The sequence below is a fragment of the Streptomyces sp. NBC_01546 genome (assembly GCF_045208355.1).
Lineage (GTDB): Bacteria > Actinomycetota > Actinomycetes > Streptomycetales > Streptomycetaceae > Streptomyces.
The window spans coordinates 6,588,214-6,601,271 of sequence record NZ_CP109379.1 but is presented as its reverse complement, the minus strand read 5'-3'; the positions used below and the strand labels follow the sequence as shown (position 1 = coordinate 6,601,271).

The window sequence follows — 13,058 nt, the reverse complement described above, 5'->3', positions numbered from 1 at the left end:
CGACTGGGCTTGGCGGGCTTACTGGGCTACGGAGGAGTAGTCGGCGAAGCCGCTGGGGTCGTGGCGGCCGAAGCTGCCGTGCTCGAAGATGCCGTGACCGACCTGTCCGTCGAGGGTGAAGCGGGCCGAGTGGTCGGTGACCCCGAAGGCGGCCATGGGGTGGGCGGCGGGATCGGAGAGGTCGTAGACGCGGCGGTCGGCCCAGCCCCGTCCCTGCCAGGTGCCGTGCTGCCAGTCGGCGGCGGGCGGGTAGCCGGCGCCGACGGCGAGCGGGGAGGAGTTCAGGATCTGCACGCCGAGTTCGAGGGGCTTGCGGGCCGGGTCGGTGAGGTGGACGACGGCGCTCTCGGGGTGCCGGGTGCCGGGCCGGTAGCGGATCTCGGTGTGCGGCCAGCCGAGTTGCACGTCGTGGCGGCCGCTGCCCTCGGGGAAGACCTGGAGGGCCTCGCTCAGGGTGCGGTGTCCGTCGGCGTCCTCCTGCGCGATGACCATGACGAACCGGTCCTCGAAGCGGACCGGTATCCAGAGCCAGTGGAAGCCCTCGGGGCGGTACTCCTCGGCGGCCCGGCCGCCGTCCTCACCGGGGATCGGGCGCACGCCCCAACTGCGGTCGCGGGTACCGGTCCACTCCCCTGGCGTGAGGGTGAACTCCTCCCCCTTGGCCCGGATGGTGCCGGTCACGTTGCCGGCCTGGACGAACCGGCGGCCTTCCAGCATGAGGCGGTCGCCGCGCCGCTGGATGTGGTGGGGCTCCCAGACGGCGGGGAACTCGGCGGTCCAGGTGACGTCGTACGAGAGCCCGTCCGGGTCGTCGGGGTCGGCGGCGCAGCGCAGGGTCAGCTGCCGGAGCGGGACGTCGACGGTGACGGAGAGCGGGCCGACGGAGAGGTTCATGCGGTCGTCGGTGAGGGCGTCGGAGGCCCGGACGGCGAGCAGTTCGTCCCCGACGCGGAGGGTGGCGTAGGCGTCGATGACCCCGGCGTTGGGGTAGACCCCGAGGCCGAGGATGAGGACGGCGCGGCCGGCGTGGTCGAAGACGTGGAAGATGCAGCGGTCGTAGGCGTTGCGGTCACCGCTGACGAGGTGCTTCATCGACAGCGGTGCCTGGTGGATGGGGTACTCGTCAAGGGCGACGGGCCGATCGGCGGGCATGGCGAACCTCCGGGACAGGTCGGGGCTGGTCGGGGGCAGGTCGGGGTACCGCGGCGGCATGGCTCGAGCGGATATGACGGTACGTCAGAATCCCGATCCGGGGCCAGACTTCTGGCACAACCTGACAGGGCGGCACGGTTGGGCGGGGATGTGGGGCGGGGGCTTCGGGGGTCGGGGTCCCGGTTGACCGGCATCAGGGAGGGTTTGGGGGTTTCCCGTCAGTCCCACTGTCTCCCCGGGTCGGGCCGGTCCCTCAAGAGCGCTCCTTCGTCGCGTCGCTTCGCGATGTCGCTGCGCTCCACTCTTGACCGACCGTCCCGCCCCGGAAAGACAGGACTGTCGGGAAGCCCCCAAAAGAACGGTCCACCGGTTCCAGGAATGAGCAGGGGCCATCAGGGACCTGCTCCCTGACCCCTGGGGCGGCGTCTGAGCCCGGGCCCGTAGGGAACGGATGCGGGGTCGGTGGGCGCATCGGATCGCTACACACTTCTCGCCCATGGCGTCCGGCGCCCGTCTGGGGCTGGACATAAGCCGCCCACGGCCGGCACACACGTCTCCATCACGCGACTGCGGGCTGTTTGTCCCTATTTGACGGCGAGTTGAGAGCCAATCGATCACTTCCCGGAGTGAGAGACCCAAAAGTCCGGCACCACACTCCGCCAGAGCGTCTTCTCCGCCCCAACCGCCCGCAGACGCCCTCCAAGAGCGTCAACTGACGGTCTCGGGCGGCTTATTGTCCAGCCCATGCCGGTCTGATCGCCGCCAGACCACCTCAGGCGGGCAGCGACCAGTGGGCGGCCTATTCCCAGCCCCAGACGGCCCGCAGCCGCCAGACAACGAGCAAGTGTGTAGCGATCTGATGCGCCCACCGACCCCGGATTCCCTCCCGATCGGCCCGGGCGCATGCCCGCCCACGACAGCCAAGCATTCGGTCCCTGATGTCCCCCGGTCTGAATCGTGAACCGGTGGACCGTTCTTTTGGGGGCTTCCCGACAGTCCTGTCTTTCCGGGGCGGGACGGTCTGTCAAGGGTGGCCGAAGGCCATCGCGAAGCGACGCGACGACGAAGGAGGAGCGCCCTTTACAGGCCGGCCCGCCCCGGGGAGACAGTGGGACTGACGGGAAACCCCCAAACCCTCCCTGATCCCGCCCCGCTGAGACCCCGACCCCCGAAGCCCCCACCCGCCCTTACGCCCACCCTTACGCCCCCGCTTACGCCCCCGGGTACCCCTCGAACGGATCCCCGGGCCCGCGAAGCGATTACCCGTCGGCGTCGTGCCGCGTTGCCCCGGCATGACCACGGTTGAGACTTCCATGCCACGGACAGGACGCCGACGGCGGCAGGTGCCGCCCGGTTACGAAGAATCGGTTCAGCAGGGGTCGGGGCCCGGGCTCCGGCAGCGGTTTCCCGATCCGCCCATCTACAGTGCGCTGATCGCCCGCTGGACCGAGGACGGCCGGACCGTGCCGGGGCGGCGCGATCCTGAATGGTCCCGGATCGCTTCCTCCCCCATCTGGCCCAACGGCCCGCTCTTCGGAGGCTGAGACGGGAGCCGACCGATAGCCGACCCCGAAGCCCCCGCCGGCCTAGCGCGTCTCCGGGCCCGCGAGGTGGCGGGCGATGACCATGCGCTGGATCTGGTTGGTGCCCTCGACGATCTGGAGCACCTTCGCCTCCCGCATCAGCCGCTCGACCGGGAAGTCCGCGGTGTAGCCGTAGCCGCCGAGGACCTGGACCGCGTCCGTGGTGACCGCCATCGCCGCGTCCGTGCAGAACAGCTTGGCCATCGCCGCCTGCCGGGAGAACGGCTTGCCGGCGTCCCGCAGCCGGGCCGCCGCGAGGTAGAGCGCGCGGCCCGCCTCGATCTTGGTGGCCATGTCGGCCAGCATGAAGCGCAGCCCCTGGAAGTCCGCGATCGGGTGCCCGAACTGCTTGCGGCCCAGCGCGTACGCCAGGGCCTCGTCCAGCGCCGCCTGGGCGACGCCGATGGCGCACGCGGCGATGCCCAGGCGCCCGGCGTCCAGTGCCGCCAGGGCGATGGTGAAGCCCTGGCCCTCCTCGCCGATGCGGCGCGAGTCGGGCACCCGTACGCCGTCGAAGTGCAGCTGGGCGGTGGGCGAGCCCTTCATGCCCATCTTCTTCTCGGGCACGGCCGCGGTCAGTCCCGCCGCGTCCCCGGGGACCAGGAAGGCCGTGATGCCCTTGGGCCCCTCGACGCCGGTGCGGGCCAGGACGGTGTAGAAGTCGGCGACTCCGCCGTGGGTGATCCACGCCTTGGTGCCGGTGATGATCCAGTCGTCGCCGTCGCGCACCGCCTTGGTGGTCAGCGAGGCGGCGTCGGAGCCCGCGGCCGGCTCGGAGAGGCAGTACGCGCCCAGCAGGCCGCCGCCGAGCATGTCGGGCAGGTGGGCGGCCTGCTGCTCCTTGGTGCCGTAGCCGGCCAGTCCGTGGCAGGCCAGGGAGTGCACGCTGACGCCGAGGCCGACGGTCAGGCGGGCCGCGGCCAGCTCCTCCAGGGCCTGGAGGTAGACCTCGTACGGCTGCTCGCCGCCGCCGAACTCTCCGGCATAGGGGAGGCCCAGCAGGCCCGCCTCGGAGAGCAGGGTGAAGACCTCGCGCGGGAACCGCCCGGAGTCCTCCTCCTCGGCGGCCTTGGGGCGGATCTCGCGCTGCGCGATCTCGCGTACGAGGGCGAGGAGGTCCCGGGACTCCTCGGTGGGCAGCTGTCGGTCCACCGGCTGCGGGGCGCGGTCAGTCATGGCGGCGCTCTCCTCCCTGGTCGGGCACGGCGGCGACGCGTGAGGTGTGGGACGCGCCGCCGGATCTCGGTGCTCTTACAGCCGATGCTGCCCTCCCGGATCACGGAAGGGGCTGCTCAGCGGCTGCGGCGGGTCGAGTATGCCCGATCAGGGGCCTCCCGTCACCGGCGCAAGATCATCTCGTTGTTCGTCCGCTTCCTCGGGGGTGGGCGGAGCGGGGCACTCCGGGACGAACTCCTCGATGACGTTCAGTGTCGTGCGCAGCTGGCGCACCAGGAGGGCCCCGAGCCGGTCCCGGTCGGGCTGGTCGGCCGCGCCCGCACCGAGGGCGCCGGTCCACTCCAGGGTGATCCCCTCGACCGAGGAGAGCCAGCCGACGAGCGCGAGCCGGGCGATCGGCGGGAGCGCGCGGTGTCCGTACGCTCCTTCGGCGATGGTGGCGACCAGTTCCTCGCGGACGGCGTCGCGGATGGCCAGCACCTCGGCGTCGGAGCCGACGCCGCCGGTGACGACGGTGCGGTAGGCGGCCTGATGGTGCTCGGCGTAGTGGAGGTAGCCGTCGACGGTGCGCCGGACCCGCTCGGCGGCCGGGAGGTCGGTCTCTCCGCCGGCGCGGGCGACGAGCTCGGCGACGGAGTCCTCGACGATGGCGAGGTAGTAGCCGCGCTTGCTCTTGAAGTAGTAGTAGATCAGCCCCTTGGCGACGCCGGCCTGCTTGGCGATGTCGTCCATGGACAGTGCGTCGTACGAGGTGTCGGCGAACAACTTGCGTCCGGTCGCTATGAGTTCGGCCCTGCGGACCTGCGAACGCCCGGTCGTGCCGCGCTGTTGACTATTATTCAAATTCGGCCCTAGCCTCGAACTGCCACCGGATGGCTGAAGTATGGCAGCCCCTGGCAGCACTTCCCCTGCGCACTGGACGACGTACGGGAGGCACCATCATGAGCAAGGGCACGGGACGGCCCCGCGAGGGCCGGGTCCACTGGAAGAAGACGGCCGTCGTCGCGATGCCCGCGGTCGCCGCGGTCGGCGCCATGGCCATGATCATGGCGCAGGGCGCGCTCGCCGCCTCCTTCGCCGTCTCGGGAACCAGTTTCCAGGTCTCCTCCTCCAAGCTGAGCAGCAAGGGCCTGGCCTCCTACGTGCAGACGGACCGCTCCGTCGACGGCAAGGGGCATCCCGTCGCGCTCCTCGGCATCGGCGAGGCCACCCTCACCGACATCTGCCAGGCCGCCGAGGTGGGGACCCCGCTCGGCACGGTGGTCTTCAAACTGACCGCCGGGGGCCCGGCCGGGGAGGTCACTGCCACCAACCTGGTGATCGACGGCGAGGACCTCAACGGCGACGCCACCTTCGGCACGGCGCAGATCGGCCGGGACGCCTCGACCCTGGACCAGGTGGGCGGGGTCAAGGGCGAACCGGGGAAGTTCGGCCTGCAGGCCGGGGACATCGAGGTGGTGGGCGTGAAGTCCCATGCCTGGTCCGCGACCGGCGGCAACTTCAGGCTCAAGGGCCTGAAGCTGAGCGTCAGCCTGGACGGCACGAAGTGCTTCTAGGCATCCGGAAGCCGCGGCTCCCGCTGCCGGAGCACCGGAGCCGGCTGCGTGCCTGGCGCCGGACCCGGCCGTTCTGGGGCGGGCTGCTGCTGGTGCTGGGCGGGACCGAGCTGCTGCTGGTCCCGCTCTCCCCGCTGACCGTGCTGGTGAGCCTGGGACTCGGCGGGATCGCCGCCATCGGGATCGGCCTCGCGCTGATCCTGGCGGGGCTGTTCCTGTGGTTCCTGCCGCAGGCCCGGGTGTACGTGTCGCTGCACGCCCTGCTGCTGTCGGCGCTCTCCTTCGTGGCGACCAACCTCGGCGGGTTCGTGGTCGGGATGGCGCTCGGCATCGCCGGGAGCGCGCTGGCCTTCGGCTGGACCCCGCTGCCCGACGAGGGGGCGGGCGAGGAGGCTCCCCGGGGAGTGCCCAGCCTGGACGGCGCCGGTCCGCGGACGCTGGCCGTCGTACTGCCCGTGGTGCTGCTGGCGGCGCTGGCGACGGGAGCCCCGCGGGCTCAGGCCGCCCCCGCCGCGGGGCCGCCGTCGGCGGCGCGGACTCCCCCGACCGTCACCACCTCGCTGTTCGCACCCCAGGGCTTCGCGTTCGCGGGGGTCACGCACGTGCCTACGGTGGACGGCCCGCTCAAGGTGCTCGTGCTGAAGATGCGCGCTGCCTCGCTCCGCGACTACCGGCTGCGCACGCGCGACGGGCGGGACGAGTACGGGCTCGCCGCCACGTCCCTCGATCTGCGCGGCGACGTGACCCTCTACCTGACGAGGTTCAGCGGGTGCATCGAGGGGCTGCTGTGCGTGACCTTCAGCCCCGACGGGCTGCCGGCTCCCCCGGTGATCCCGCCGTTCGTCTTCATGACCCGGGTCACGGCCGAGCAGGCGCTCGTCACCTCCGATGTGATCGTCACCGACGGACTGCGGCTGGAAGCCTCATGATCCCCGTCCAGGCGGCGCCGCTGTGGGCCTACGGCATCGGGGCGACCTTCGCGGTGGCGGCCGGGCGCCAGCTCCAGTGGTGGGAGCGCTCGGTCCGGGGCGAGGGGGTCCGTACGAGGAGCCGCGCGGCCGATCCGTACCGGGTACCGGCGGCTGCCCGGGGCGGCCGAGGACCTCAAGGTGCCCCGCGTGCTCGCGGTGCTGATCGCGGGGGCGGGGGTGTACGTGCTGGTGGGGGTCCCGGACCGGCATTGGCGGGTCGAGCCGCAGTGAGTGTCACGCGCCGGTCCGGACGGTTCCCCTGACGGTTCCCCGGTCGGCGGCGGGTCAGCCGGCGGTGACGCGGATCTTGGACTGGCCGTGCCCGAGCCGCTCCCAGTCGTCCATGAAGCGGGCGGTGAGGCCGTGCCGGGCGGCGAGGTCCACCAGGGTCTCGGTGCGGTAGTAGAAGTCCTCCCGCAGGACCTGGTGTTCGGTGCCCTCGGTGCGGTCGAAGGTGAAGTCGAACCAGCCGCCCGGGGCCAGTACGCGCTCCACGTGCGCCAGGCACTCGTCGATGACCTCGATCGGCGAGTGGGAGAAGACGCTGTGGGCGTGCACGACGTCGAAGTGGCGGTCGGGGAGGAAGTCCAGGGTGAGGTCCCGGGTGATGGTCAGGTGCGGCAGCTTGTGCTGCAGTCGCTGTCCGGTGAGGGTCTCCTTGGCGGAGATGAGGATGTCGGGCGAGATGTCGATGCCGTAGTAGTGGCCGGCGTCGAGGTGCTCGATGAAGCGCCAGCCCGCCCGCAGGTTGCCGCAGCCGATGTCGAGCATGCGGTGGGCGGGCGTGAGGCCGTGTTCCAGCAGGTAGTCGAACTGCATCTTGCCCAGGGCAAGCCAGCGGTCGTGGGTCTGGCTGCCGACGGCGGCCTCGGGGTTGCGGCCGGTGTCGGAGGCCATGACGGCCCGGTAGTAGGACACGTGGTCGGGGTGCTTGTGGCGCAGCCAGGCGTCCCGCGCGGCGCGGCGGACGTACGGGGCGATGCGGGTCGGGTTGCTCAGCGCGTAGCGGACCTTGTGGGTGACGCTGGTGCGGTCGGCTTGAAGGTTCTTCTTCGTGGCCATGAGGGGTCCCCTGTGAGTGGTGTGGAGGGAGTTCAGACTCCGGTGGTCGTGGCGGCGCGCGCGGCGCGTTCCGTCGCGGCGCGTTCCGTCGCAGCCCGGACCGTCGCGGCCCGGACCGTCGCGGCGGGGCGGCGCAGGACGAACAGGACCAGGGCCACCAGTACGGCGGCGACGCCCAGGTAGATCGCGGTCTCGATCCACTGGAAGGTCCAGAAGTCGCTGCTGGGATAGACCTTGTGGTAGCGGGCGACGAAGCCGTGCTCCGCCATGCACTGCCTGAGCTCCTCGCCGGAGGTCTGGCAGACGGGGGTGTTGATGTCGTGCTGCCGCCCGTCGGGCGTGAGGTAGCCGAACTCGCCGGTGGACCAGGCGCTGCCGACCATCGTCTTGGGGGTCATGCCCGGGGTGACGCGCATTTCCGGGGCGATCCAGCTGCTCCGCAGCATCCTGGTGAGCAGGGTCGCGGTGCCGATCGCGGCGAAGGTCACGGCCATGGCGGGCAGGGTGCGGCGGACCAGCAGGCCAACGGCCGTACCGGTGGCGAGGCCGAACAGGGCGCAGGCCACGGAGGCGGGTCCGGTGGCGTTGTATATGTACGCGTCGTACCAGTAGAGGCCGTTCAGGGTGTTGGACACGGGCGCCCACCACCAGGCGACGAGGGCGGCGACGACGCCGGCGGCGAGTACGGTGAACAGCGCGGCGAGGCCGAAGCGGGCGGCGAACCAGCGGCGGCCGCTGACGCCCTGGGTGAGCGCCAGTTTGAAGGTTCCGGTCTCCATTTCGCGGCCCAGCAGCGGGGCGCCCCAGAAGACGCCGATGAGGGCGGGGAGGGCGAGTCCGAGGGTGCCGAGGGCTCGGATCGAGCCGGTGCTGGCGTCCAGGACGAGGAAGGAGCCCAGACTCTCGCAGCCGCCGTTCCAGCCCTTGCAGGGGACGAAGCCGTAGTCGTCGATCAGCGTCATCAGCTCGGAGCGCCGGTACGCGGCCCAGGCCGCGGTGGCCGCGAGCAGCACGATGCCGGTGGTGATCATCAGTCGCTGCTGGCGCCAGGCCAGCCACAGGACGCCCCTCACGCGGCTGCCTCCGTACGGTCGGTGCGCGGAGCGCGCAGGTGGGCGAGCAACAGGTCCTCCAGGGAGGGGGTTTCGCTGATCCAGCGGTCCTCGTCCCCGAGGGCCGCTCCGGCGGGGCCGCGTACGAGGGCGGTGACCTGACGTCCGGCGGTGACGGCGTGGACGACGCCGCTCCGGTCGAATGCGCGGGGCAGGCCGTCCGTTTCCATCGGGTCGGAGCGGCCGGTGAGGCGGGTGTGCGCCGCGCAGAGTTCCTGGGCGTCGCCGGCCAGGCGTACGGCGCCGTCCTTGAGGAGCAGGACGTGGTCGCAGACGTCCTCCAGCTCGGACAGGACGTGCGAGGACATGACGATGGTGACGCCGCGCTCGGCGGCCTCGGCCATGAGCAGGGCCGTGACGTCGTGCCGGGCCACCGGGTCGAGGTCGGCGAGCGGCTCGTCCAGGAGGAGGAGTCGGGCTCGTTTGCCCACGGCGAGCGCCAGGGCCACGCGGGTGCGGTTTCCGCCGGAGAGGGAGCCGACGCGCGCGGTGAGGGGGATGCCTCCGGCCCGTACGAGGCGTTCGGCGACGGCCTGGTCCCAGCCGCGGTTGAGCTCGCGGCCCAGGCGCAGGGTGTCCGCGACGGTGAACCGCGGGTGGAGCGGCTTCTCCTGGGCCAGGAAGGCCGTGCGCTCACGGGCCTCGCGGGAGCCGGGGACGTGGCCGAGGACCCGTATCTCCCCGCTGGTGGGGCGCAGCAGGCCGGCCGCGAGCTGGAGCAGGGTGCTCTTGCCGGCGCCGTTGGGGCCGACGAGTGCGGTGACGCGTCCGGCGGGCAGGGCGAGATCGCAGTCGCTCAGGGCGCTGCGGCCCCGGAACGCCCTTCCGAGCCGTGTCGCCCGCAGTGCCGTAGCGACGGTCGGGTCGCTCACGTGGTGTCCTCTCTGAAGTTTGCGTCCACGGCGGCCGTGATCAGCGCCGTGATGTCCTCGCGGTCCAGGCCCGCCTCGCGCGCCCGGGCCATCCAGGCCGACAGTTCGAGACGCAGCGGTGAGTCCGCGGCGGCCTCGGGGCGGGAGAGGGAGCGCCGTACGAAGGTGCCCGCGCCGGGGCGTGGTTCGACGAGTCCTTCGCGCTCCAGCTCCCGGTACGCCTTGAGCACGGTGTTCGGGTTGATCGCGGTGGCCTCCACCACCTCCCGGGCCGTGGGCAGCCTGTCGCCGGGCTCCAGTACGCCGAGTCGCAGCGCCTGTTTGACCTGGGTGACGAGCTGTAGGTAGGTGGCGACGCCGCTGCGCCGGTCGACCCGGAATTCCATGCCCTTCACCTCATTCCACTATCTGATTAGTGGAATAGTGCAGGCGTGATCCACTTCCGTCAAACAGGCACGCCGTCGGGGGACGTGAAAACGCCCGCCACGAGGAACGTGACGGGCGCGCGGGTGCGGGGCGGCCAGGGAGGGCCGGGGAGGGTTACAGCCAGCCGACCTGGGTGACGAACATGGCCACCACCACGACGAGCGTCCAGCCGAGCACGTGCTCCAGCCAGGAGGAATCGTCCTCGGGGCCCCCGGTGCGGATGAGGCTTCGGGCGGGGGCGTCGGGTGCGGCGCTGTTGGCGGTCATGGTGTCCAATGTGCCAGCGTTCGCGGCCTTCGCGGTAGAGACGATGGTCACGGGTGGCGCGCGTCACGCCGCCGGGCCCCGACCGCCCTGGAGTACCAGTGCGGCCGGGGCCCGGCCGATGAGGATCCTCACGGCGTCCCGGTCAGAGGCGGGCCTCCCGGTTGCGGCCGGCCATGCCCGCCATCGCGAGGCCGAGGCACAGGGCGACGGCTCCGGTGATGACGTTGCTGACCACCGTGCGGGTGGTGTCCATCTCGCCTGCGATGGCCCACGGGGCGATGATCGTCCACGCACCGAGGGCGACCGCGGTCCACGCCATGGCGTGGGTGCGTTCGTAGGCAGAACCCAGACCGCCCATGCACAGGCAGAACGCCAGGCCGGCGATCAGGTTGTTGACAGCCAGCGGGGTGAGGGTGCTGAACCCGGCGATCCACGGAGAGGCCGCCAGGTACAGGCCGGTGACCAGGGACAACGCCTCCACGGCTTGCGCAGCGGGAGTGCTGGTCACCCGCTCGAAGCGCGTGCGCATCTCGGCGAGGTCGGGGTGGTGCTCGATGCTCGAATGGGTGGTCATGGCTGGCCGCCTCTCCTTGAGAAGCCTTTATCTGCCGTTTACCCCAATATGTTCCACCCATACGAGCCGCCAGGTCAAAGGTGTGTTTTCGAAGTTTCGAAGCATGTGTCAGAGCACCCCGACCGCCCGGAGCGCCACGATCTGCGCCGGGCCCGGCACGGCCGGAGCGTAGAGGTAGCAGACCCCTCCGGCGCCCGAGACGGCCTTCCCGGCCGCGTTGTGCCGCTTGGTGCGCAGCCAGACGTTCTCGAACTCGCGGCGCTTGTAGACACGGCGTACGGACGGGTTGTCGGGCGAGTGGGGGTCGTTGACGACGACGTCCCCGGCGGCCGTGAACCCGATGACGGTCATCAGGTGGCCCGCGGTGCCGTAGCCGGCGCCGGTGAGTTCCTCGGCGCGGAACGACTGCGAGGTGATGACCGGGATCCCGGCCCGGACCAGGGCCTCCAGGTCGGCGAGGGAGGCGAGGCGGGTGACGACGCCGGCGAGCGTGCGGTAGGTGGCGGCGTAGGCGGCGTTGAAGGGCCAGTTGCCGCAGCCCTTGTAGGCGGCGTCGTAGGTGGAGCGGGCCGCGTGGCACACCTGGGGGTCGGAGTACCGCGGATCGACCCACGCCGTGGAGTCGGCGTCGGCCCTGCGGCCCCAGAACTCGATGACCATCTGGGAGGAGGTGGGGCTGCACCAGGCCTCTCCCCCGTTGTCGTACTCGGGGTACCGCCCGGTGTGGACCTCCTGCGAGTAGCGCGGGACCTTCAGCTCGTGGGCCTGCCCGGAGGGGGTGGAGGCGGGGACGGTGAACCGGTCCGGGACGTCGGAGACCATGGCCCCGGCCAGCCACACGGTGGGCCCGCGGTCGGCGCCCGGCCTGCGGTACAGGGTCAGGCGCAGCTGCCAGTCGGTGAGGCGCAGGCCGCCCGCGGGGGCGTCGACGGCCAGGGTGTCGGTCCAGACGGTGGACAGGCCGTCGGTCTGGCCGTCCAGGGAGGTGCGGCGGATGTCGCCGTCCCCGGAGGCCCAGCGGCCCATGACGTACCAGGGGGTGGCGGTGCCGTCTTCGTAGGTGCCCCGCAGTTCGATCTGGATCCAGGTCCCGGCGGGGGTACGGGCGTTCCAGGAGGCGATGGCCTCCGTGGCGGGGACGGCCGAGCGGTGCACGGGGGAGGTCCAGGTGGCGTACTCCCAGACGCTCTTCCTCCCGGTGTGCGGGTCGGCGTACTCGGTACGGCCCGCCGCGGTCCTGATCTCCAGGCCGGGGCGGGCGCCTCCGGCGGCGGCGGTGCCCTCGTGTGCGCCGGCCAGCCAGTGCTCGTACGAGAACCAGAACCGGTTGTCGACATTCCGGCCCGGGCCCCGGGGGGCGGACGCCGCGGCGGCGGAGGCACCGCCGCCGGAGACGGTGGCCGCGGTGGCCGCGGTGGCGACGGCGAGTGCGGCGACGAGTACGGCCCTGCGCGGCGTGGGTGCGGTCATCGCGGGGTTCCCCCAGGGTGGGTGGGTGCTTCGGTGGCTTCACCCTTCCAGTTCCCGGCAGCCGCGGGCCGAAGCCGCGCCTCGTGTCGGCCCTGTCTACGCTGGTCGGGTGGAGCCACACCTGTCACTCGAGTCCCTCGCGCGGGACCTCTCCGCGCTGCCTCCGTCCCTCGGCCCGGTACGGCTCGTCGGGATCGACGGGCACGCCGGCTCCGGGAAGAGCACCTTCGCCGAGCGGCTGGCGGAAGCCCTGGCCGGTGCCCCGGTGCTGCACCTGGATGACGTGGCCACCCACGAGGAGCTCTTCGGCTGGCAGGAGCGGCTGCGGACGCAGGTGCTGGAGCCGCTGGCGGCCGGGCGGCCCGCGCACTGGGCCCCGTACGACTGGGTGGAGCGCCGCTTCGGCCCGGAGCGGGTGCTGGAGCCGGCGCCGGTGCTCCTCGTCGAGGGGGTCGGGGCCGGCCGGCGGGCGCTGCGCCCGCATCTGGCGCGGCTGCTGTGGATGGAGACGCCGCGCGAGAAGTCCTGGGGGCGGGGGCGAAACCGGGACGGGCGTGAACTTTCCGATTTCTGGGACGGATGGGAGCGCGCGGAGCTCGCGCACTTCTCGGACGACCCTTCGCGCCCCTTCGCCGACACCCTGGTACGCCAGAGCGGTACGGGATACGAGTGGTCTTCCGGGACCAGTGCGACCGCCCGAACACCCGCTTCCGTCACCGAGAGCGACGGGCTCCCCCGGGCCTGAGCGGTCCCGGGATTCCGCTCCGCCGGGGCTCCACCGACCTGCTTGACCTGGGGCCCGCACCGGCCTTACGTTCTCAATGCGGGGCTTTTACC

Annotated in this window: 13 protein-coding genes; 3 read left to right on the top strand and 10 right to left on the bottom strand. The window is 71.9% G+C overall.

Annotated elements, in window-relative coordinates; all coding sequences use genetic code 11:
* Positions 1-18 precede the first annotated feature (18 nt).
* The 3 genes from OHA89_RS30325 to OHA89_RS30315 form a co-directional block, all read right to left on the bottom strand.
* The gene (locus OHA89_RS30325; protein WP_406368643.1) at positions 19-1,152 is read right to left on the bottom strand and encodes a hypothetical protein; all 1,134 of its coding nucleotides are present in this window, start codon (positions 1,150-1,152) and stop codon (positions 19-21) included.
* A gap of 1,586 nt (positions 1,153-2,738) precedes the next feature.
* Positions 2,739-3,911, bottom strand: a complete 1,173-nt coding sequence (locus OHA89_RS30320; protein ID WP_257557317.1) for an acyl-CoA dehydrogenase family protein — start codon at positions 3,909-3,911, stop codon at positions 2,739-2,741.
* A gap of 147 nt (positions 3,912-4,058) precedes the next feature.
* Positions 4,059-4,754 (bottom strand): TetR/AcrR family transcriptional regulator, encoded by a 696-nt coding sequence (locus OHA89_RS30315; protein WP_406367534.1) that lies wholly within the window; start codon positions 4,752-4,754, stop codon positions 4,059-4,061.
* A gap of 98 nt (positions 4,755-4,852) precedes the next feature.
* Between OHA89_RS30315 and OHA89_RS30310 the strand changes: the two genes are divergently transcribed.
* Positions 4,853-5,467, top strand: a complete 615-nt coding sequence (locus OHA89_RS30310; RefSeq protein WP_266610877.1) for a DUF6230 family protein — start codon at positions 4,853-4,855, stop codon at positions 5,465-5,467.
* Entirely contained in the window at positions 5,458-6,396 is a 939-nt protein-coding gene (locus OHA89_RS30305) for a DUF6114 domain-containing protein (protein ID WP_266610876.1), read from the top strand. The genes OHA89_RS30310 and OHA89_RS30305 overlap by 10 nt, the downstream gene beginning before the upstream one ends.
* A 327-nt stretch (positions 6,397-6,723) precedes the next feature.
* On the opposite strand, the gene OHA89_RS30300 is transcribed toward OHA89_RS30305, so the two are convergent.
* The 7 genes from OHA89_RS30300 to OHA89_RS30270 all read right to left on the bottom strand — a co-directional run bounded on the left by OHA89_RS30300 (position 6,724) and on the right by OHA89_RS30270 (position 12,221).
* Positions 6,724-7,500: a class I SAM-dependent methyltransferase gene (locus tag OHA89_RS30300; protein ID WP_266610874.1), complete on the bottom strand. Its 777-nt coding sequence runs from the start codon at positions 7,498-7,500 to the stop codon at positions 6,724-6,726.
* A gap of 32 nt (positions 7,501-7,532) precedes the next feature.
* A complete protein-coding gene (locus OHA89_RS30295; protein WP_406367533.1) occupies positions 7,533-8,573 on the bottom strand; it encodes a transporter in 1,041 nt (346 codons plus the stop codon).
* The gene (locus OHA89_RS30290) at positions 8,570-9,484 is read right to left on the bottom strand and encodes an ABC transporter ATP-binding protein (RefSeq protein ID WP_406367532.1); all 915 of its coding nucleotides are present in this window, start codon (positions 9,482-9,484) and stop codon (positions 8,570-8,572) included. Before OHA89_RS30290 ends, OHA89_RS30295 begins: the two co-directional genes overlap by 4 nt.
* The gene (locus OHA89_RS30285) at positions 9,481-9,870 is read right to left on the bottom strand and encodes a GntR family transcriptional regulator (RefSeq protein WP_257557307.1); all 390 of its coding nucleotides are present in this window, start codon (positions 9,868-9,870) and stop codon (positions 9,481-9,483) included. The genes OHA89_RS30290 and OHA89_RS30285 overlap by 4 nt, the downstream gene beginning before the upstream one ends.
* A gap of 154 nt (positions 9,871-10,024) precedes the next feature.
* On the bottom strand, positions 10,025-10,177 hold the full coding sequence (locus OHA89_RS30280) for an SCO1431 family membrane protein (protein WP_266610868.1): 153 nt from the start codon (positions 10,175-10,177) through the stop codon (positions 10,025-10,027).
* 142 nt (positions 10,178-10,319) lie between these two features.
* Positions 10,320-10,751, bottom strand: a complete 432-nt coding sequence (locus OHA89_RS30275; RefSeq protein ID WP_215145375.1) for an SPW repeat protein — start codon at positions 10,749-10,751, stop codon at positions 10,320-10,322.
* 108 nt (positions 10,752-10,859) lie between these two features.
* Positions 10,860-12,221, bottom strand: coding sequence for a peptidase C39 family protein (locus OHA89_RS30270; RefSeq protein WP_406367531.1), 1,362 nt, complete (start codon positions 12,219-12,221; stop codon positions 10,860-10,862).
* 109 nt (positions 12,222-12,330) lie between these two features.
* On the opposite strand from OHA89_RS30270, the gene OHA89_RS30265 reads away from it, so the two are divergent.
* Complete coding sequence (locus tag OHA89_RS30265) at positions 12,331-12,966, top strand: uridine kinase (RefSeq protein ID WP_215145371.1); 636 nt, start codon at positions 12,331-12,333, stop codon at positions 12,964-12,966.
* Positions 12,967-13,058: the final 92 nt, after the last annotated feature.